Annotated in this window: 14 protein-coding genes; 7 read left to right on the forward strand and 7 right to left on the reverse strand. The window is 74.7% G+C overall.

Translation table 11 applies throughout. The annotated features are described in order from the left end of the window. Positions 1-47: 47 nt before the first annotated feature. Positions 48-1,010, reverse strand: a complete 963-nt coding sequence (locus ACGFMM_RS14415; protein ID WP_393646435.1) for a LysR family transcriptional regulator — start codon at positions 1,008-1,010, stop codon at positions 48-50. Positions 1,011-1,093: 83 nt separating this feature from the next. Here ACGFMM_RS14415 and ACGFMM_RS14420 point away from each other — a divergent pair, with 83 nt between their 5' ends. Then, positions 1,094-1,789 (forward strand): type 1 glutamine amidotransferase domain-containing protein, encoded by a 696-nt coding sequence (locus tag ACGFMM_RS14420; RefSeq protein ID WP_393646437.1) that lies wholly within the window; start codon positions 1,094-1,096, stop codon positions 1,787-1,789. Between the two features lie 86 nt (positions 1,790-1,875). Then, on the forward strand, positions 1,876-3,687 hold the full coding sequence (locus tag ACGFMM_RS14425) for a tetratricopeptide repeat protein (protein ID WP_393646439.1): 1,812 nt from the start codon (positions 1,876-1,878) through the stop codon (positions 3,685-3,687). A 54-nt stretch (positions 3,688-3,741) separates the two neighbouring features. Here ACGFMM_RS14425 and ACGFMM_RS14430 read toward each other — a convergent pair whose 3' ends face one another. The 4 genes from ACGFMM_RS14430 to ACGFMM_RS14445 form a co-directional block, all read right to left on the reverse strand. Beyond that, the gene (locus ACGFMM_RS14430) at positions 3,742-5,034 is read right to left on the reverse strand and encodes a serine hydrolase domain-containing protein (protein WP_393646440.1); all 1,293 of its coding nucleotides are present in this window, start codon (positions 5,032-5,034) and stop codon (positions 3,742-3,744) included. A 123-nt stretch (positions 5,035-5,157) separates the two neighbouring features. Next, positions 5,158-6,387, reverse strand: coding sequence for a PP2C family protein-serine/threonine phosphatase (locus ACGFMM_RS14435; RefSeq protein WP_393646442.1), 1,230 nt, complete (start codon positions 6,385-6,387; stop codon positions 5,158-5,160). Between the two features lie 10 nt (positions 6,388-6,397). Then, positions 6,398-6,994, reverse strand: coding sequence for a phosphatase PAP2 family protein (locus tag ACGFMM_RS14440; protein WP_393646942.1), 597 nt, complete (start codon positions 6,992-6,994; stop codon positions 6,398-6,400). Positions 6,995-7,076: 82 nt separating this feature from the next. After that, positions 7,077-8,423 carry a diacylglycerol/lipid kinase family protein gene (locus ACGFMM_RS14445; RefSeq protein WP_393646943.1) on the reverse strand — a complete coding sequence of 449 codons (1,347 nt, stop codon included), beginning with the start codon at positions 8,421-8,423 and terminating at the stop codon, positions 7,077-7,079. 134 nt (positions 8,424-8,557) lie between these two features. Between ACGFMM_RS14445 and ACGFMM_RS14450 the strand changes: the two genes are divergently transcribed. Continuing rightward, a complete protein-coding gene (locus ACGFMM_RS14450; protein WP_393646444.1) occupies positions 8,558-11,512 on the forward strand; it encodes a HAMP domain-containing protein in 2,955 nt (984 codons plus the stop codon). Between the two features lie 7 nt (positions 11,513-11,519). Here ACGFMM_RS14450 and ACGFMM_RS14455 read toward each other — a convergent pair whose 3' ends face one another. After that, positions 11,520-13,835, reverse strand: a complete 2,316-nt coding sequence (locus ACGFMM_RS14455; RefSeq protein ID WP_393646446.1) for a SpoIIE family protein phosphatase — start codon at positions 13,833-13,835, stop codon at positions 11,520-11,522. A gap of 149 nt (positions 13,836-13,984) precedes the next feature. On the opposite strand from ACGFMM_RS14455, the gene ACGFMM_RS14460 reads away from it, so the two are divergent. Both ACGFMM_RS14460 and ACGFMM_RS14465 read left to right on the forward strand, forming a co-directional pair. Next, positions 13,985-14,317, forward strand: coding sequence for a DUF3040 domain-containing protein (locus ACGFMM_RS14460; protein ID WP_393646448.1), 333 nt, complete (start codon positions 13,985-13,987; stop codon positions 14,315-14,317). A gap of 33 nt (positions 14,318-14,350) precedes the next feature. Beyond that, positions 14,351-15,277, forward strand: coding sequence for a glutaminase (locus ACGFMM_RS14465; RefSeq protein WP_393646450.1), 927 nt, complete (start codon positions 14,351-14,353; stop codon positions 15,275-15,277). A gap of 25 nt (positions 15,278-15,302) precedes the next feature. On the opposite strand, the gene ACGFMM_RS14470 is transcribed toward ACGFMM_RS14465, so the two are convergent. Continuing rightward, on the reverse strand, positions 15,303-16,940 hold the full coding sequence (locus ACGFMM_RS14470; RefSeq protein WP_393646452.1) for an FAD-dependent monooxygenase: 1,638 nt from the start codon (positions 16,938-16,940) through the stop codon (positions 15,303-15,305). A gap of 168 nt (positions 16,941-17,108) precedes the next feature. Here ACGFMM_RS14470 and ACGFMM_RS14475 point away from each other — a divergent pair, with 168 nt between their 5' ends. Continuing rightward, a complete protein-coding gene (locus ACGFMM_RS14475; RefSeq protein WP_393646454.1) occupies positions 17,109-17,954 on the forward strand; it encodes an N-formylglutamate amidohydrolase in 846 nt (281 codons plus the stop codon). Between the two features lie 95 nt (positions 17,955-18,049). Further along, complete coding sequence (locus ACGFMM_RS14480) at positions 18,050-18,646, forward strand: TetR/AcrR family transcriptional regulator (RefSeq protein WP_393646456.1); 597 nt, start codon at positions 18,050-18,052, stop codon at positions 18,644-18,646. Positions 18,647-18,724: the final 78 nt, after the last annotated feature.

The following is an 18,724-nucleotide window of genomic DNA, read 5'->3' on the forward strand; positions in this document are numbered from 1 at the left end:
CCCCGTGGACGTCCCGACCGGGCGCGTCCCGCCGCGCCCGCCCCGGCTCACCAGTCGCGGGCCGCCGCCAGCAGATGGTCCCGGACCAGGGCCACGTGCGGGTTCCCCGACGAACCGGGCCGCTGCACCAGGAAGCCCGTGTTGATCGGCGGGTCGTCCGGCTCGTTCAGCGCGACCAGCGCGCCCGACGCCAGCTCCGCGGCGCACAGGTAGCGCGGGAGCACGCTGAACCCCGTGCCGCCCGCCACCGCGGCCTTCACCGCGTCCAGGTCGGGCATGGTCACCGCCGGCTGGCGCACCAGCCGCTTGCCGAACACATGCCGCCAGTAGCGGCGCACGATCGGCACGTCCTCGGCGTACGCGACCAGGGGCGCCCCGTGCAGCGCCGCCGGCCCCTCGGCCGCGATCCGCGCCGGACCGCCGATCCGCTCCGCCCACGGCGGCGACGCGACCAGCACGAACTCCTCGTCCGACAGCGGGACCGCGGCCAGGGCCCGGCCGCGCGGCCGGTAGGTGGCGATCACCAGGTCGTACCGGCCCGCCCGCAGCTCGTCCAGAAGCGGTTCCGTGAGGCCGGGCGTGATGCGCAGCCGTACGCCCCGGTCCACCAGCGGCGCGAGCCCCGGCAGCACGCAGTGCGTCAGCAGCTCGACCGGCCCCGCGAGCTGCACCGGCTCCGGCGCCGCGTCCTCCGCCGGGCCGCCCGGACCGGCCACCGCGGCCAGCGCGTCCAGCGGCTCGACGACCCGCGCGGCCAGCTCGTCGGCGAACGGCCCCGGGGCCACCCCGCGCGCCAGCCGCTGGAACAACTCCCGGCCCAGCTGCCGTTCCAGGGCCCGGACCTGCGTGGTCACCGTCGGCTGTGACAGTCCGAGCAGCCGGGCCGCGGCCGTGAAGGATCCCGTGCGGTACACGGCCAGGAAGGTCCGCAGCAGGTTCAGGTCCGTCGGGCCGGTCCCCGCGCCGCCCGTCTGCCGCTCGCTGCTCCCATTGGAATCCCTATTCCTCATATGTGTGAGCCTATTGGATTTCGATGGGTGACCGGACCTACGGTCGGATCCATCGCAGTCACTCCCCGGGAGAGCAGCAAGACATGTCGAAGATCCTTTTCGTGATGACCGGCGCCGACCAGTGGACGCTCGCCGACGGCTCCCAGCACCCCACCGGCTACTGGGCCGAGGAGGCCGCAGGCCCGTACGAGACCTTCAAGGCCGCCGGGCACGAGATCGCCGTCGCCACCCCCGGCGGCGTCGTCCCGCCGGTGGACCGCGGCAGCCTCGCCGCCGCGGCCAACGGCGGCCAGGAGGCCGCCGACCGCGTCGCCGCGACCCTCGAGTCCTTCACCGAGCTCCGGCACCCGCTCGCCCTCGACGACGTCCGGCTCGACGACTACGACGCCGTCTTCTACCCCGGCGGCCACGGGCCCATGGAGGACCTCGCCGTCGACCCGGTCTCCGGCCGGATCCTGACCGGCGCCCTGGACGCCGGCACCCCGCTCGGCGTGGTCTGCCACGGCCCGGCCGCGCTGCTCGCCGCCGAGCGGCCGGACGGCTCCAACGCCTTCGCCGGGTACGAGGTCACCGCGTTCAGCAACGCCGAGGAGACCCTCGCGGGCCTGGCCGGCAAGGCCAAGTGGCTCCTGGAGACCCGGCTCGTCGAGGCGGGCGTCCGCGTCACCGTGGGCGAGCCGTGGGCTCCGCACGTGGTTGTCGACCGCAACCTCGTCACCGGCCAGAACCCGGGCTCCTCGGTCGCCCTCGCCGAGGAACTGCTGAAGAAGGTCGGCTGACCCGCCCGCCGGCCTCTCCTCCGGGGAACCACCCCGGTCGCCCACGCGTGAGAACAGCGGGGCGTCGAACCGGGGGAGGGCCGGCAGTGCCGCACGGGGACATCGAGCAGCAGGAACACGAGCGGAGACCGGGGGAGGGCACGTCCGAGTCCCGGGCGTCACACGCCGAGTACCGGCCCGACCCTTCGGAGGTCGCGTACGAGCGGGACCTGGCGCAGGCGGAGCGGGTGCTCGACGAGCAGCGGCGGCTGGCCGCCGCCGACTCCTTCCGTCATCTGCCCGGTCTCGCCCACGCGTCGGCCGAGGCGGCCCGCCTGCTCGCCGGCCATCCGCGCCGCTACGAGGAGTCGGCCGGCGTGTACGCCGAGGCCGTCGTCCTCTACCGGCGGCTCGCCGCCGCCGAGCCCCGGCTCTACCTGCCCGGCGTGGCGAAGAACCTCTACGGCCGGTCGGTGGTCGTGGGCATGCTGGGCCGCCGCGCAGAGGCCCGGGACCTCGCCCGGGAGGCCGTCGAGCTGTACCGCGGGCTGGCGGAGCGCGAACCGGACTGCCTGCCCGAACTCGCCGACGCCGCCAGGGGACTCGGCGGACAGCTCGCCGAACTCGGGCGGCACCACGAGGCCCTGGAGCTGATGCGGGAGGCCGTCGCGATCCGCCGCGGCCTCGTCCGTCCGGCCACCGGGTCCGGCCGCGCCGAACTGGACTCCGCACTGGGCGATCTGGGCGTCGCGCTGGCGGAGACGGGCCGCGCCGACGAGGCCGTCGCCGTGCTCGACGAGGCCCTCGCCGGCTGCCGGGCCCGGGCCGTCGCCGCGACCGTCACCGACCGGGGTCTGCACTGGGCGGTCGCCGTCGCCGCCGCCGACGCCCTCACCCGCGCGGGCCGGATGCGCGAGGCCGCGCCGTACCTCACCGAGGCGGTCGCCCTGCACCGCGAACTGGCCCGGATCAGCCCCGGATACATCGCGCTGATGGACGACGTCATGGGCCGGCACGGCTACCGCCTCACCCCGGCCGGCCGCGCCGAACGGCTCGGCGGCCCGCACCCGCCCTCCGCTCCGCCCACCCCGGACCTCGCGCTGCGGGAGCGGGTCGCCCGGCTGAACGACGACGGCCTGGCCCTCGCCCGCTCCGGCAGCCTCGACCTCGGCGCGGGACTGCTGGGCGACGCCGTACGCCTCGGCCGCGAGGGCCTGAAAACAGACCCGGACCTCGTGCCGGCGCTCGTGCTCGCCCTCGGCAACCTGGCCCTCGCGACCGCGTGGGCCGGGCGGCGCACCGAGGCCCTCGAGGCCGCGGACGAGGCGGTGGACCTGTGCCGACGGCACCTGGCCACCCGTCCCGACGTGCTGCGCCCCCTGCTCGCGGCCGGCCTCGACAGCCTCGGCAACCGCCTCGCCGCCCTGGGCCGGCACGCCGACGCCGTCGCCCCCGCCGCCGAGTCGGCGGCCCTGCACCGCCAGTTGGCGTCCGTCGACCCCCGCGCGTACGAGGGCGAACTCGCCCGGGTGCTCAACAACCTGAGCATCCGGCTCTGCGACGCCGACCGGCACGAGGAGGCCCTGGAGGCCACCCGCGAGGCGCTGGACCTGCACCGCGGGCTGTACCGGGCGGATCCCGGCGAACACCGGGCGGGCCTCGTGCACGTGCTGGCCAACCTGGCGCTGCGGCTCGCCCGCGTCGGGCGGCACGACGAGGTCGCCGCCCCCGCCCTGGAGGCGGCCGACCTGCTGGGCGAGCCGACACGGTTCGAGCCGCGGGACGACGTGGCCGCCCTGACCGAGTCCCTCGGCTGGCTGGCCGGACACCTGAAGCGCCACGGCCGGCGGCACGAGGCCCGGGCCGTCGGCCGCGCGGCCGACGGCCTGCGGACCCGGAAGCCCCCGCGCCCGGGTTGAGCGCGGGGCCGCCGGGCGCCAGGGCCTGTTCGGCCCTGCACCGCCGGACGGGTGCTAGCCGTCGATCGTCAGCGGCACGTCCGGCGAGAGGTACGCGGCGATGCGCTGGGCCACGATCTCGGCCATGTTGCCGTCCGCGGTCTCGGCCGTCTTGGTGGCCGAGACGGCGATGGCGAGCCGCTTCGACGGCAGGTACGCCTGGATGGCCGCGTACCCGGAGAACGACGGGTTCTGCACGAGCCAGCCGTTGACCACGATCACGCCGAGGCCGAAGTGCGCCTGCTCGGTCTGCTTGAGGCAGATCGAGGCCGGGCACGTCGCGGTGCCCCCGCCGAGGCCGACCGTGCCGGGGTTCAGCAGCGTCCGGTACGAGTGGGGCGACAGCATCGCGCCCCGGCCCACGGCCTCCGCCGAACGCGCCAGGTCGCAGATGTGCGTGGTGATCACCGCGCCGGGGCCCGTGGTCCAGGAGGGGTTCCAGAACGTGGACTCCTCGTAGAGCCCGCGATCGGAGGTGAAGGCGTGCAGAACGGGTTCCGGGATGTCCGGGGTGAAGTTGTTGCGGGTGTTGTGCATCCCGAGCGGACCGGTGAACCGCTTCTTGACCAGCTCGTCGATCCGGGTGCCGGTGATCTTCTCCAGGGCGGCCTCGAGCAGCACGTAGTTCGCGTGCGAATAGCTCCAGCTGGTGCCCGGCGGGTACCAGGCCGGGTGGCTGAAGGCGTAGCCGAGCAGCTCGTCCGTCGTCCACTGACGGAACGGGTGCTTCTCCAGCACCGCGTCGAACGCCGGGTCGGTCACGTAGTCGTGGATGCCGGTGGTATTGCCGGCCAGCATCCGCAGCGTGATCTTGTCGTTGTCGCGCAGGTCCGGCAGCCAGCGCTCCACGGTGTCGTCCAGGCTGACCTTCCGCTCCTGGACCAGCTGGAGCAGGACGTTGCCGATGTGGGCGAAGGCCACCGAGCCGGCCCGGAAATGCATGCCCGGCTCGGCCGGGACGCCGGTCATGGACTCGCCCAGGGCGTCGGTGACGACCTCGCGGCCGTCGAGGGTGACCTTCAGCTGCAGGGCGTTCAGCTTGAGTTCGTCCTTGGCGCGCCGCGCGATGTCCATGACCCGGTCGCCCTGCTCGCCGAGCGGGCCCCGGGTCGCGACGCAGTCGCGCGGGCCGCCGCCGGGACGGCCGGGACCGCCGGGGCCGTCGGGTCGGCCCGCGAGCGCGGGGCCGGCCACTGCCGTCTGGACCGTGACCGCGAGCAGGGCGGCGCACAGGAGCGCACGGCGGGAGCGTGAGCGGGTGCGCGGACGTTTGCGCAGCGCACCCGGGAGAAAGGGGGTGGGTCTCATGCCCCGCACTATGTCGGGGCGAACGGTTCAAACCCTTCGCGAACCGCCTGAATCACTCCGGGGAGGGTCCCGGACCCGTCCGACTGGTGCAGGCCGTCCGGGAGCCGTCGGCCGGCCACGGACTCACAGCCGTACGACGATCAGCGCTGTGTCGTCCGTCGCGCCGCCCACCGGCAGCATGTCGAGCAGCAGCCTGTCCGCCAGCGCGTCGGGACCGGCGTCGTGGTGCCGCTCCAGCGCGCCCGCGAGCCGGCGAAGACTCGCGTCGATGTCCTCGTGCCGCCGCTCGATCAGCCCGTCGGTGTACAGCACCAGCGTGTCGCCCACCGCGCACGCGATCTCCGCCTGGGGCCGCGGGGTGTGCGCGAGCCGCGCCCCCAGCGGGGGATCGGTGGCCGCGTCCAGGAACTCCACGGTCCCGTCCGTCCGCAGCAGCGCCGGCGGCGGGTGACCGGCGCAGCTGTACGCGATCACGCCGCGGTCCCAGTCGATCCAGGTCTCCACGGCCGTGGTGTTCTCCGCGCCGTCCACCGAGCGGGCGTACAGGTCGAGGACGTCCAGCGCCTGCGCGGGCCCCGCGACCACGCGGGACGCCGCGCTGAGGGCGCTGCGCAGCTGCCCCATGACCCCGGCCGCGGCGAGACCGTGCCCGACCACGTCGCCGACCGCCACGCCGATCCGGTCACCGCCGGACAGCGCCACCAGGTCGTACCAGTCCCCGCACACGTTCAGCGCGCCCGCGGCCGGCCGGTAGCGCACCGCCGTCGGGTGCTCCCCGATCGGCGCCGGCGCGGGCAGCATCGCCTCCTGCAGCGCCAGCGCCACCTCCCGCTCCCGGGCGTGCGCCTCCCGCAGCCGCTCGTTCACCTCCTGGAGCTCGCGGGCGCGGGTGTACAGCTCCGCCTCCAGAACCTGGGCCCGGCCGCCGGTGCGCTCGCCCCGGGCGCGGATCAGCTCGGTGACCTCCTCCACCCGGTGCACCAGAAGCACCACCCGCCCGTCCGGCCCCAGGACCGGGGCGTTGACCGGGCTCCAGTACCGCTCGTCCCACTCCCCGGGCCGCCCCGGCATCTGCACGTCGTAGCGCTGCAGCGCCATGGCGTCGCGCTCGCCGGTCTCCAGGACCCGGTGCAGCGAGGCCGCCAGATTGCGGGCCCCGCTCGCCGCCGGGTCGCCCGGGTTGTCCGGGAACACGTCGAACAGGTACCGGCCGACGACCTGTTCCCGGGTGCGGCCCGACATGCGCAGGAACTCCTCGTTGGCGTCCGCGTACACCAGCTCGGGCGTGAGCAGCGCGACCATGCCGGGCAGCGCCCGGAACACCTCCGCGTAGTCCGTCTCCGGCTCGTTCATCGTGCGGCGCTCACGGCTCGGAGCGGTGTCGGGGGCCGTACGAGAGCGCCAGCGACACCACCGCGGACGTCAGGCCGAGGACGGCGCCGGCCGCGACGTCCCCGGGGTAGTGCACGCCGGTGTGGACCCGCGAGTAGCCGACGGCGGAGGCCAGGATGCCGAGCGGCACCGCCGCCGGGGGCAGCACCACGCCCACGGCGGTGGCGAACGCGGTCGCGGAGGCCGTGTGGCCCGACGGGAACGACGCCGACTTCGGCATCGGCACATGCCGGTCGACGACCACCCGGGCCGCCTCCCGGTCGGGCCGCCGGCGGCGGACCATCTGCTTGCCGAACAGGTTCGCCGCCGTCGAGGCGATCATGATCGCGCCGACCCCGGCCAGCGCGGCCTGCCGCGGCCGGCCGGGCTTCAGGGCCAGCCCCGCGGCCACGGTCAGGGAGATCTTCGAGTGGTCGGCCGTGTGCGAGAGCCGCCGCAGCGCCCGGTCCAGGGTCGGCGTCGGCGTGTCGGCCACGGCCGCGTACAGGGCCCCGTCGATCGCGTCCAGGTCGCCAAGGACGGCGGTCACGGCCGTCCGGGCGGCGGCCAGCGAGCGCCACAGCGACACCCCGGACGCGGCGGACCCGGACGGCGAGGGACCCGACGGCGGGGGACCGGACGGCGGGGGACCGGACGGGGCCGGGTTCGGTTCAGGCACGCTTCGCTCCCACGGAGGCCAGGTCGCCGTGGCCGACAGCGAGGTCGAAGAGCAGCCGCCAGTTCACCGGCGGCGCGGGAAGGACGACACCCGGACGGTCGTGCGGCACCAGGACCCGCAGCGCCTGCGGGCGCAGCACGCACACCACCGGCGTGGGCATCCGCAGCGCCTCGCCGTCCACCGCCACCGCGATGTCGGCCGCGTCCGAGGTCACCTCCACCCCGTGCGCGGTGGTCACGGTCAGCGCCGGCGACTGGGAGCCCCGTACGGCCAGGTCCGCGGCCTGCGCCGCGCCCTCCACCCGGATCCCGACCACGCCCAGCTCGCCGCCGTCGAGCCGCGGCCGTTTGGCGCCGCCGGTCCAGGCGTCCGGGGAGGTGTACGGGTTGTTGCTGACCAGCAGCGCCTGCTGCCCCGTCAGCCGCTCGGCGTCCACCCGTGCGTCGAGCCGCCGCACCCCCTCGCCGACCAGCAGGTCGGGCATCAGCTTCAGCACCGTGCCCGCCTTGTCGTCGCGGTACTCGGGCCGCTGCACCACGTCCGCGTACACCCCGAACGACACGGTGTTCACGAACGGCCGGCCCGCGACCTCGCCCAGGTCGATGCGCAGCTCCTCGCCGCCGGACAGGGCGTCGAGGCAGCGCGACGGATCGGCCCGGTCGAGGCCGAGGTCCATGGCGAAATGGTTGCGGGTGCCCGCGGACACCACGAGGAACGGCAGGTCATGGTCGGCGGCCACCGCCGCCACCAGGGCCTGCGTGCCGTCGCCGCCCGCGACGCCGAGCAGGTCGGCACCTTCGGCGACCGCCTGCCGGGCCAGTGCCGTCACGTCCTGGTGGGTCGACGGGTCGAGCAGGATCACCCGCGCCCCGAGCTCCTCCGCCCTGTCCACCAGCCCGAACTGCTCGACCTTCCCGCCCCCGGACTTCGGGTTCATGATGAGCACCGGCCGCCGGGGCCCGGGCACGCTCCGCCCGTGCCGGGTCTTCCTCGGCCGTGTCCCGCGCAGCGCCGCTCGGGCGAGGAAGAGCGCCAGGACCCAGAGAAGGGTGGCGAACAGCGCGATCTTCCACAGCCCGTCCGTCGTGAACAGCAGCAGCACGGCCAGCGGGGCGGCCACCGCGAGCACCGCCCCGAACAGCCGTACCAGGCCCCGGTGCGCCAGGAACCACCACCCGCCGGCCGCACAGGCGACGAGCCCCGCCAGCCCCCCGCCCACGACGAGCAGCCCGCCCTCGCCGAGCCCCAGCAGCAGCACCGCCACGGAGCCCAGCGCGGCCAGCACCGCGCAACGTGCCAGCCACCGCGCCGCCACGACTCCGCCGCCCGTACCCGTCATCACGCTCCCGCTCACGTCTACCACCCCGGGGACCATCGTCCCCGCTCGCGCCACCCCGCGTACCCCGCCCGTGCCATACGGGTGAGCCCCGGGCCCGAACGGCGCACCCGACCTATGGTGGAACCGAGGCACCGATGGCAGAGCACCGATCACGCCCCGACGACCCACGCCGCGAGCCCGGGCAGGAAGGGCTCCGGCAGCTGCTCGCCGGGCTCACCGCGGTACGGGACGGAGACCTCTCCGTCCGGCTGACCGTGCCCGCCGGCCCCGCCGACCCCCTCCTCGGCGAGATCGTCGCGGTCTACAACGAGACCGTCGACCGGCTCTCCCTGCTCACCTCCGAGGTCACCCGCGTCGCCGGCGAGGTCGGCGGCCGGGGCCTGCTCGGCGGTCGGGTGCGCGAGCCGCGGGCGCAGGGCGCCTGGCAGGAACTCACCTCCGGCGTCAACGCCATGGCGGACAACCTCACGTCCCAGGTCCGTTCCATCGCCCAGGTGGCCACCGCGGTCGCCCGCGGCGACCTCACGCAGAAGATCCGGGTGGACGCCCGCGGCGAGATCCTGCAGCTGAAGGAGACCATCAACACCATGGTCGACCGGCTCTCCTCGTTCGCCGAGGAGGTCACCCGCGTCGCCCGCGAGGTCGGCACCGAGGGCAATCTGGGCGGCCAGGCGACCGTCCACGGGGTCTCCGGCACCTGGAAGGACCTCACCGACAACGTCAACTCGATGGCCGACAACCTGACCAACCAGGTCCGCAACATCGCCCAGGTCACCACCGCCGTCGCCCAGGGCGACCTGACCAGCCGGATCGACGTCTCCGCCCGCGGCGAGATCCTGGAGCTCAAGACCACCATCAACACGATGGTCGACCAGCTGTCGTCGTTCGCCGCCGAGGTCACCCGGGTGGCCCGCGAGGTCGGCACCGAGGGCCGGCTCGGCGGCCAGGCCGAGGTCGAGGGCGTCTCCGGCACCTGGAAACGGCTCACCGAGAACGTCAACGAACTGGCCGGCAACCTGACCCGGCAGGTCCGCGCCATCGCCGAGGTCACCAGCGCCGTCGCCGAGGGGGACCTCACCCGCTCCATCACCGTCGACGCCCCAGGCGAGGTCGGCGACCTCCGCGACAACATCAACTCCATGGTGGAGTCGCTGCGCGCCACCACCCGCGCCAACCAGGAGCAGGACTGGCTGCAGACCAACCTCGCCCGCATCACCGGCCTGCTCCAGGGCACCCGCAGCCTCACCGGCATCGCCGAGCTGATCATGGCCGAGGTGCCGCCGCTGGTCTCCGCCCCGTACGGCGCGTTCTTCCTCGCCGAGGAGGGCGAGCACGGCCCCGAACTCGTCATGACCGCCGCGTACGGCTCGCCCGTGCCGCTCGGCGGCGCACCGCGCCGCTTCGGCCTCGGCCAGTCCCTCGTCGGCCAGGCCGCCCGCGACCGCCGCACGCTGGTCGTCGACCGGGTGCCCCCGGGCTACGCGACCGTCGCCTCCGGCATCGGCGAACACGAGCCCGGCACCCTGATCGTGCTGCCGATCGTGGTCGAGGACCAGGTCCTCGGCGCGGTCGAACTCGCCTCCCTGCACCCGTTCACCGCCCTGCACCGCGACTTCCTCGACCGCCTCGTCGACAGCGCGGGCGCCGTCCTCGGCTCCCTGGTCGCCAACATCCGCACCGACGAGCTGCTCGGCCAGTCCCGCCGGCTCACCGACGAACTGCGGTCCCGCTCCCAGGAGTTGCAGGCCCGTCAGCAGGAACTCCAGCGCTCCAACGCGGAGCTGAAGGAGAAGGCCGCACTGCTCGCCCAGCGCAACAAGGACATCGAGTCGAAGAACCGGGTCATCGAGCAGGCCCGGCAGGAACTGGAGGAGCGCGCCCAGGAACTGTCCCGCACCTCCATGTACAAGTCCGAGTTCCTCGCCAACATGAGCCACGAACTGCGGACCCCGCTCAACAGCCTGCTCATCCTCGCCCGGCTGCTCTCCCAGAACCCCGAGGGCAATCTGACGGAGAAGCAGGTCGACTACGCCGAGGTCATCCACTCCGCCGGCTCGGACCTGCTCCAGCTGATCAACGACATCCTCGACCTGTCGAAGGTCGAGGCCGGCAAGATGGACATCCGGCACGAGCCGTTCTCGCTGCGCCGGCTCCTGGAGTACCTGGAGGCCACCTTCGGACCCGTGGCCGACGAACGCGCCCTGGAGTTCGCCCTGAGCGTCGCCCCCGACCTGCCCGAGCAGCTCACCACCGACGAGGCGCGGGTCCGGCAGATCCTGCGCAACCTGGTCTCCAACGCCCTGAAGTTCACCGACGAGGGCCGCGTCTCGCTGACCGTGGAGTACGCCGCCCCCGAGGAACCTCCGGTCGACCTGCGCGGCGACCGGCCCGTCCTCGCCTTCCGGGTCGTCGACACCGGGATCGGCATCCCCGCCGAGCGCCTGGAGCACATCTTCGAGGCCTTCCAGCAGGGCGACGGCACCACCGCCCGCCGCTACGGCGGCACCGGCCTCGGCCTGTCCATCAGCCGCGAGGTGGCCGGACTCCTCGGCGGCACCATCCGCGCCGAGAGCACGCCCGGCCGCGGCAGCCGGTTCACCTTCTACCTGCCCGATCCCGCCCCCGCCCGGGCGCAGCCCACGGCCGACGACGGGAACGGCGACGCCGGCGCGGACCGGGCCGCCCCAGCCCCCGCCGAGGCCGCCCTGCCGGAGACCGCGCGCGGGACGGTCCTCGTCGTCGACGACGACCCGCGCAACGTGTTCGCGCTCACCGAGGTCCTCGAGGGCAACGGACTGCGCGTGCTCACCGCCGGCGGCGGCGAGGAAGGTCTCGACCTGCTCGGCGCCCACCCGGAGATCCGGCTCGTCCTGATGGACGTGATGATGTCCGGCGTGGACGGCTACGCCGCCATCCGGGCCCTCCGGCAGCTCTCCGACCGCGAGGACCTGCCCGTCGTCGCCGTCACCGCCAAGGTCATGCCCGGCGACCGGGCCCGCGCCATCGACGCGGGGGCGGACGACTATCTGCCCAAGCCGGTCGACGAGAACGCCCTGATGGAGAAGATCCGCCGCTGGCTCCCGGAATGACACACCGTCAGGATCCTGAGCCTTCCCCCTCGTCCTCGTCCGCACCCGCGTCCTCGCCCCCGCCGCCCAGCCGCAGCGCGACGATGCTCGTGTCGTCGTCCGTGTCGCCCGTCGCCGCGCCGAGCAGCCCGTCGAGCAGCCGGGCCAGCGGCAGCTCCGCCAACCGCTCGGCCTCCTCGGCCAGTTCGAGCAGCCCCGCCCCCAGGCCGTCGTGCCGGCGCTCCACCAGCCCGTCCGTGTACAGCAGCAGCGTGTCCCCCGGACGCAGCACGGTCCGCCGCTCCTCGTACGCGAACGACGGCACAGCGCCCAGCAGCACGTCCTGCGGCGGGTCGACCAGCCGCGCCCGGCCGTCCCGGACCAGCAGCAGCGGCAGATGGCCGGCGCTCGACCACAGCAGCGTCCGTTCCTCCGGGTCGTACAGCGCGCACACCGCCGTCGCCGTCGTGCCGGCGCCGGTCCGCAGCGTCACCTCGTTCAGCAGGCCCATCAGCCGGCGCGGCGAATGGCCGGTGAAGGCCAGCGCCCGCCCCGCGTTGCGCAGCGCCACCATACCGGTGACCGAGTCGATGCCGTGCCCCGCGATGTCCCCGACCGCGACCAGGATCCGGCCGCCGGGCAGCGGCAGCACGTCGTACCAGTCGCCGCCCACCTGGTACTCCTCGCCGGCCGGCCGGTAGCGCGCGGCGACCTCCAGATCGCCCGGCAGCTCCTGCACGCCGGGCACCTCCGGCACGATCGCCTGCTGCAGCTGGAGCGCCAACTGCCGCCGCATCTCGGCCTGGTTGCGCACCACCGTCAGGTGGTCGAACGTCGCCGTCAGCGCGGCCTCGGTGCGCAGCGTGTCCGACACGTCCTGGTACACGCCGGCGAAGCCGGTGACGTCCGCCCCGTCGAGCAGCGGCTGCGCCGCCACCCGCAGATGCCGCACCGAACCGCCCGGCATCACCACCCGCAGCACCGCGTGCGCGCCGGTCTTGCGCTCCGTCAGCGTCCGCAGCAGCTGGGTCAGCGCCTCCCCGTCGCCCTGGTGCAGCCGGGAGCGCAGCCCGAGGAGCGGGACCGGCGTCTCGTCCCGGGCCATGCCGAACAGCGCGTACGCCTGCTCCGACCAGACCGTCCCGCCGCCGGTCAGACTGTCGTGGAAGGTCGCCACCCCCTGGAGCTGTGCGACGGCGCGCTCCGTCGCGAGCCGCGGGTCGCCCGCGGTGTGCCACAGCACCACCGTGCGGTCCTCGCCGCCCGGCAGCACCCGCACGTCGAGCAGCGGCGGGGCCTCGTCCGGGCGCGCCGTCGCGGGCAGCCGGGCGGCCCGCTGGACGCGGCCGCTCGCCGCGGCCCGCCGGGCGAGCCGGACGACGTCCTTGTGCACGAGCGGCAGCGCCGACGCCGGCGAGCGGACGTCGGGAAGTTCCGGCCCGTCCAGCGCCGCCACCGCCGCCTCGTTGAGGTGCTCCACGACGGGGACCCCGGACCCGCCGGCACCACGCAGCAGCAGCGCGGGATGGACCAGCGCGTCCAGCACGTCCACCAGCACCGGGACCGCCGGCTGCGGGGACTCCGCGCCGTCCAGGACGGTCGCGGCGACCTCAAGGAGACCGTCCACGGCGCGCCGCACCGGCGCGTCGAACTCCGTGGGACCGGGCCAGCAGACCAGGGCGAGGCCCACCGTCGTACGGTGCCGGCGCAGCGGGACCAGCGCGCGGGCCGCCTCCCGCACGGCCCCCGGCAGCACCTCCCCGCCCGTCGGGCCCTGTGCCAGCCACGCGGGCACGTTGTCGGCGAGCACCGCGCGGAACGGCTCGCCCACGGACGGCGGGAGCCACTGCCAGGCCGCCGCCTCCAGGGCTCCGACCCCGGCGTGCCCGGCGAGCCGCAGCCCCCCGGACTCCGCGCACCGCCACAGCCACAGACTGTCCGCGCCGAGCGGGGCGAGCCCGCCCTCCAGCAGGGCCCGCGCCGCCTCGCCCACGGTGTCGGCGGTCTCCGCCGCGGCGGCGGCCCGGCGCTCCCGGCGGGCTTCCCCGGCCTCCGCGTCGTCGGGGGCGGCGACCGGCCCGGCGCCGGGCGAGGGGTCCCCCGGCGCGGCGTTCACGATGTCCGCGGCGACGTCGGCGACCGGCAGCCCGGTCGCCTCCGCGAGGCCCTCCAGGTGCTCGGCCGCGTCCCGCAGGGACAGGCCGAGCTGGGCGGACAGGATGCCGGTGGCCAGATCGAGCAGATGACGGTGTGCGGCACGGGCCCGCAGCCGCCGGTTCTCGGCGAGCAGGCCGGCGTACGCGGACGGTGTCCGGGGCCTGGACGGGCCGGCAGAGCTGGTCAAGGCGACCTCCGTACCCACCGGAGGAACGTGCCGCTGGTCGCTCCCGATTCTACGCGTGCGGAAGCCTCCCTTCCGGGTCTGAGAGCGGCCAGGAACGGGTACCAGCAGGGGGCGGACATGCATCCGCGGGACCGGGAGGAGGTGTCCGGATGGACTCCGAAAGGGACGACGCCCGGCTCTCGGAGAAGGAGCGGCGCATCCTCGACGAGATCGAGCACGCGCTGCGCGACGACGAGCCCCTCGAACGCAGTCTGAGCACCATGCGCCGCCACGGGCGCCCCGGCCTCGCCGGCTTCGGCGTGTCCGTGACCGCCGTCGTCCTGCTGGGCGCGACGACCCTCACCCTGCTCGTCCTCGCCGTCGCCACCGAGGCGCCCGTGCTGGTCTGGGCCTTCGCCGCCACCTGGGTCCTGACCCTGGTGTGCCTGCTGCGGCTGGTCATGCGCCGGGCGAGAGCCTGGTCCCGGCGGCGTACCGGCTGAGGCAGTGCGCCCCGGGCCGGCAGGCACGGCACAATGCCGATCATGGTGCTGTCCTTCCAACCCGTCCTCGAACTGATCGCCGAGGAGATCCGGACCCTCGGCGAACGGGGCCGGCCCGCCGACTACATCCCCGCGCTCGCCGCCGGCGACCCGAACCGCTTCGGCATGGCCGTGGCCGAGCTCGACGGCACCGTGTACGGCGTGGGGGACTGGCAGCGGCCGTTCTCCACCCAGTCGGTCACGAAGGTCTTCACGCTCGCCCTGGCCCTCGCCCACGAGGGCGAGATCCTCTGGGAGCACGTCGGACGCGAACCGTCCGGCAACCCGTTCAACTCGCTCGTGCAGCTGGAGTACGAGAACGGCATCCCGCGCAACCCGTTCATCAACGCCGGCGCGCTCGTCGTCACCGACCGGCTGCAGCGCCTGACCGGCGACGCCTCCGGCGCGCTGCGGGACTTCCTGCGCGCCGAGAGCGGCAACGAGGACCTCGACTTCGACCACGACGTCGCCGCCTCCGAGAACGCACACGGCGACCGCAACGCGGCGCTGGCCCACTTCATGGCCTCGTACGGCAACATCACCACGCCCGTGCCGGCGCTGCTGCGCGAGTACTTCCGCCAGTGCTCCGTCGAGGCGTCCTGCGCCGATCTGGCCGTCGCCACCGGCTTCCTGGCCCGGCACGGCATCCGGGCCGACGGCGCCCGGCTGCTGACCCGCAGCCAGGCCAAGCAGGTCAACGCCGTCATGCTCACCTGCGGCACCTACGACGCGGCCGGCGACTTCGCCTACCGGGTCGGGCTGCCCGGCAAGAGCGGCGTGGGCGGCGCGATCATCGCCGTCGTCCCCGGCCGCTGCACCCTGTGCGTCTGGAGCCCCGGCCTGGACGCCCGCGGCAACTCCGTGGCCGGCGTGGCGGCCCTCGACCGGTTCACCACCATCACGGGCCTGTCCGTCTTCTGAGTCCCCTGAGCCCCGGCGGCTCGTCTCAGACGCGGAAGACGGTCGCCAGCCGGTCCGCGAGCGGCCCCTCGCTCAGCGCGGTGAACCGCGCGCCCAGATACCCGTCGGGCCGTACCAGGAAGGCCGTGGGGACCCGGACCCCGTACTGCTTCGCGAACTCGCCGCGCGCGTCCCGGTACACGGGCAGACCCGTACCGCCGATCGGCGTGCCGCCGTCCGCGAGCACCGCGCAGGACTCCACCCGGCCGCGCGACAACAGCCCGGCCGCGTAGGCGAGTCGGTGCAGGTCGGTGGCCGCGGCGCCGTCGCCGTACAGCAGCAGGACGTGCCCGCGGCCGCGCAGCAGGTCGTACAGGCGAAGCGGGTAGGCGGCGAGGTCCCCGGCGAGCCCGCCGCAGTCCGGGGCGCGGTCGCCGGGCTGGGGCCCGCCGTCCGCGCCGGCGGACGGGTCGGGCTCGCCCACGATCGGGCTGCCCCGGTACGCCACCAGCAGCTGCGCCTCGCGCAGCATCAGCGTCTCCGGGTCGGCGGTGTCCGCCTGCACGCCCTCGGCGGCGTGCCGCACGGTCCGCCCGACGACCTCCGCGCCGACCGGCCGGCGCTCGGCGTCGTAGCTCGCGAGCAGTCCGGCGTTCGCGCCGCCCTCCACCGCGAGGGCCAGCTTCCACGCCAGGTTGTAGGCGTCCTGGATCCCGGTGTTCATGCCCTGCGCACCGGTCGGCGGATGGATGTGCGCGGCGTCCCCGGCGACGAACACCCGCCCCTCGCCGTACCGGTCGACCAGCCGGTGACTGATCCGGAACACCGACGACCAGCGCAGGTGCGAGGCGGTCACGGGCTGCGGTGACAGCCGGTCGAGGACGGTCTGGATGTCGGCGAGCGTCGGGGCGCGACCGCCCTCGAGGCCGTGCGCCACGCCGTCCGGCCCGTCGGCGGCGGGGGTCAGTTCTGGCGGGACCGTCATCGACATGCGGTACCGGCCGTGCCCCGGCAGCGGAATGGCCACCAGGGTGTCGTCGATCGCGCCGTCCGGGCCGCGGTGCATGGAGCGCAGCGCGTACCCGGCGGGCAGGTCCCAGCCGACCTGGACGTCCCCGAGCATGTACGCGTCCGGGAACGCGCCGCCCTCGAAGCCGAGCCTGAGTCCCTTCCGTACGGTGCTGTGCGCACCGTCGCAGCCGACCATGTACCCGCAGCGCACCTCCTCCTCCGAGGTCCTGCCGTCGCCCTGGTTCCAGACCAGCCGGGCCGTGACGCCGTCCGCGTCCTGCTCGAACGACACCAGCTCCGCACCGCGCTCGATCCGGGTCCCGAAGCCGCCCAGGAAGTCCTCCAGGATCCGCTCGGTCTCGTACTGCGGCAGCGCGGCGAAGCCGTACGGCACCTCGGGCGGCAGCGCGAGCCGGATCCGGACCTGTTCGACGCCGTCGACATAGGCCAGCTGGCCGCGCAGCGGCTCGGCGGCGTCCAGAGCGGGCCGCACACAGCCCATGAGGTCCCAGATCTCCAGGGTGCGCGGCTGGATCCCGACGGCCTTGGCGAACGGCAGCCGGGCCTTGAGCCGGTCGACGATCCGCACGTCGACGCCGCGCCGGCGCAGTTCCGCCGCGGCGGTCAGCCCGACGGGCCCGGCGCCGACGACGAGGACGGACACATGCCTCATTGGCCCTCCCGAGGTGGGGCCCCTCTCCTCATGGTCGGCCGACAGGCGCGGAACTGCACGTCAGGGGGATCACGGCAGGGAGAGACGGACGGTGTCGCGGGCACGGGGAACGGCCGGCGCACGTTGATCCACACGACGACGACCACATGCCCGGCGACAAGGAACCCGATGAACGACGCCCCCGAAGCGACCGACGCCCCCTCCGTCCCCAGCCACCCCGTGCCCGCCTCCTTCCGGCTGCTGCCGGGCGACCCCGCGTCCCCGGTGATCCTGCACATCCCGCACTCCTCCCGCACCGTGCCGCCGGAGGTGCGCGCGGACCTCGTCCTCGACGACCGGGCGCTGGAGGAGGAGTTGGACCACATCACGGACGCGCACACGGCGGAGCTGGCCGCGGCCGCGGCGGAGCGGTGCGCGGTGCGGCCCTGGCGGTTCGTCAACCTGATGTCCCGGCTGGTCGTGGACCCGGAGCGGTTCCCGGACGAGCGGGAGGAGATGCTGGCCGTCGGGATGGGCGCGGTGTACACGCGCACGACGCACCGCGCACCGCTGCGGTCGGCCGGCTTCGACGGCTCGGCGCTGGTCGGGCGCTACTTCCGGCCGTACGCGCAGGCCATGACGGAGGCGGTGGCGGACCGGCTGCGCGCGGTGGGCCGGGCGGTGATCGTGGACGTCCACTCGTACCCGACGGTCCCGCTGCCGTACGAACTCCACGGCGCGGGCCCGCGCCCGCCGGTCTGCCTCGGCACGGACGGCTTCCACACGCCGCGGTGGCTGGTCGACGCGGCGGCGCAGGCGTTCGGACGGCTGGGGGAGACCGGCCTGGACACGCCGTTCGCCGGCACGTACGTCCCGCTCCGCCACTACGGCACCGACGCCCGGGTCTCTGCCCTGATGGTCGAGATCCGCCGGGACGGCTACATGCACGAGCCGGGCGGCGCGCCCCACCAGGGCCTGGACGCGCTGGCGGCGGCGCTGGCGGAGGTCGTCGCCACGGCGTCCCGACCGCGCTGACCGGAGGACGCCGGCCGTTCCGCCCCGGCGGACCCCGCCGAGGCCCGCCGGGGGCAGCGGCTACTCTGTGGCCGGATCCCAGGAGGTGCGTGCGCATGGCGCGGATGCCGTCGGCCGAACGACGCCGGCAGTTGGTCGAGGCGGCGATCAGGGCGATGACGCGGGACGGCGTCGCCCGGACGACGACGCGGTCGATCTCCGCCGAGGCCGGGGTCTCGCTGAGCGTCTTCCACTACTGCTTCGACTCGAAGCAGACCCTGCTCGAAGCCGCGATCGAGACCATCATCGGCGACTACGTCGCCCGCGTCATGCAGGCGGCCGTCGAGCCCAAGGCCACCCTCCGCGACACCGTGCGGGTCGCCCTCCAGTCGTACTGGGACGACGTCGTCGCCCACCCCGGCGAGCACATGCTCACCTACGACCTCACCCAGTACGCCCTGCGCGAGCCCGGTTTCGAGCATCTGGCCCGCGCGCAGTACCGGCAATACGTGGCCTCGGCCACCGCACTGATCGGACAGGTCTGCGCCGCCCGCGGGATCGAGCCGCGGCTCCCGGTCGAGGTGATCGCCCAGTCCCTGGCCGCGATCATCGACGGGCTCACCCTCCAGTTCCTCGTCCTCGGCGACGAGCAGGCGGCCGCGTCCCAGCTCGACATCACCGCCGACCAGATGGTCTCGCTCATCGAGGGCTGAGGTCACGGGCACGTGCCGCCGAATAGGGGTCGGGGCACCCGAAAATGAGTAGTAGGTCATTTGACCCGGACTATTGAC

Origin of the sequence: Streptomyces sp. NPDC048604 (assembly GCF_043199435.1) — a bacterium.
Lineage (GTDB): Bacteria > Actinomycetota > Actinomycetes > Streptomycetales > Streptomycetaceae > Streptomyces.

Excerpts from the sequence above, each read along its gene's own strand:
- ACGFMM_RS14415 (WP_393646435.1), bottom strand. The coding sequence starts at position 1,010 with ATGAGGAATAGGGATTCCAATGGGAGCAGCGAGCGGCAGACGGGCGGC.
- ACGFMM_RS14420 (WP_393646437.1), top strand. The coding sequence starts at position 1,094 with ATGTCGAAGATCCTTTTCGTGATGACCGGCGCCGACCAGTGGACGCTC.
- ACGFMM_RS14430 (WP_393646440.1), bottom strand. The coding sequence starts at position 5,034 with ATGAGACCCACCCCCTTTCTCCCGGGTGCGCTGCGCAAACGTCCGCGC.
- ACGFMM_RS14435 (WP_393646442.1), bottom strand. The coding sequence starts at position 6,387 with ATGAACGAGCCGGAGACGGACTACGCGGAGGTGTTCCGGGCGCTGCCC.
- ACGFMM_RS14445 (WP_393646943.1), bottom strand. The coding sequence starts at position 8,423 with ATGACGGGTACGGGCGGCGGAGTCGTGGCGGCGCGGTGGCTGGCACGT.
- ACGFMM_RS14450 (WP_393646444.1), top strand. The coding sequence starts at position 8,558 with ATGGCAGAGCACCGATCACGCCCCGACGACCCACGCCGCGAGCCCGGG.
- ACGFMM_RS14460 (WP_393646448.1), top strand. The coding sequence starts at position 13,985 with ATGGACTCCGAAAGGGACGACGCCCGGCTCTCGGAGAAGGAGCGGCGC.
- ACGFMM_RS14465 (WP_393646450.1), top strand. The coding sequence starts at position 14,351 with ATGCCGATCATGGTGCTGTCCTTCCAACCCGTCCTCGAACTGATCGCC.
- ACGFMM_RS14470 (WP_393646452.1), bottom strand. The coding sequence starts at position 16,940 with ATGAGGCATGTGTCCGTCCTCGTCGTCGGCGCCGGGCCCGTCGGGCTG.
- ACGFMM_RS14475 (WP_393646454.1), top strand. The coding sequence starts at position 17,109 with ATGAACGACGCCCCCGAAGCGACCGACGCCCCCTCCGTCCCCAGCCAC.
- ACGFMM_RS14480 (WP_393646456.1), top strand. The coding sequence starts at position 18,050 with ATGGCGCGGATGCCGTCGGCCGAACGACGCCGGCAGTTGGTCGAGGCG.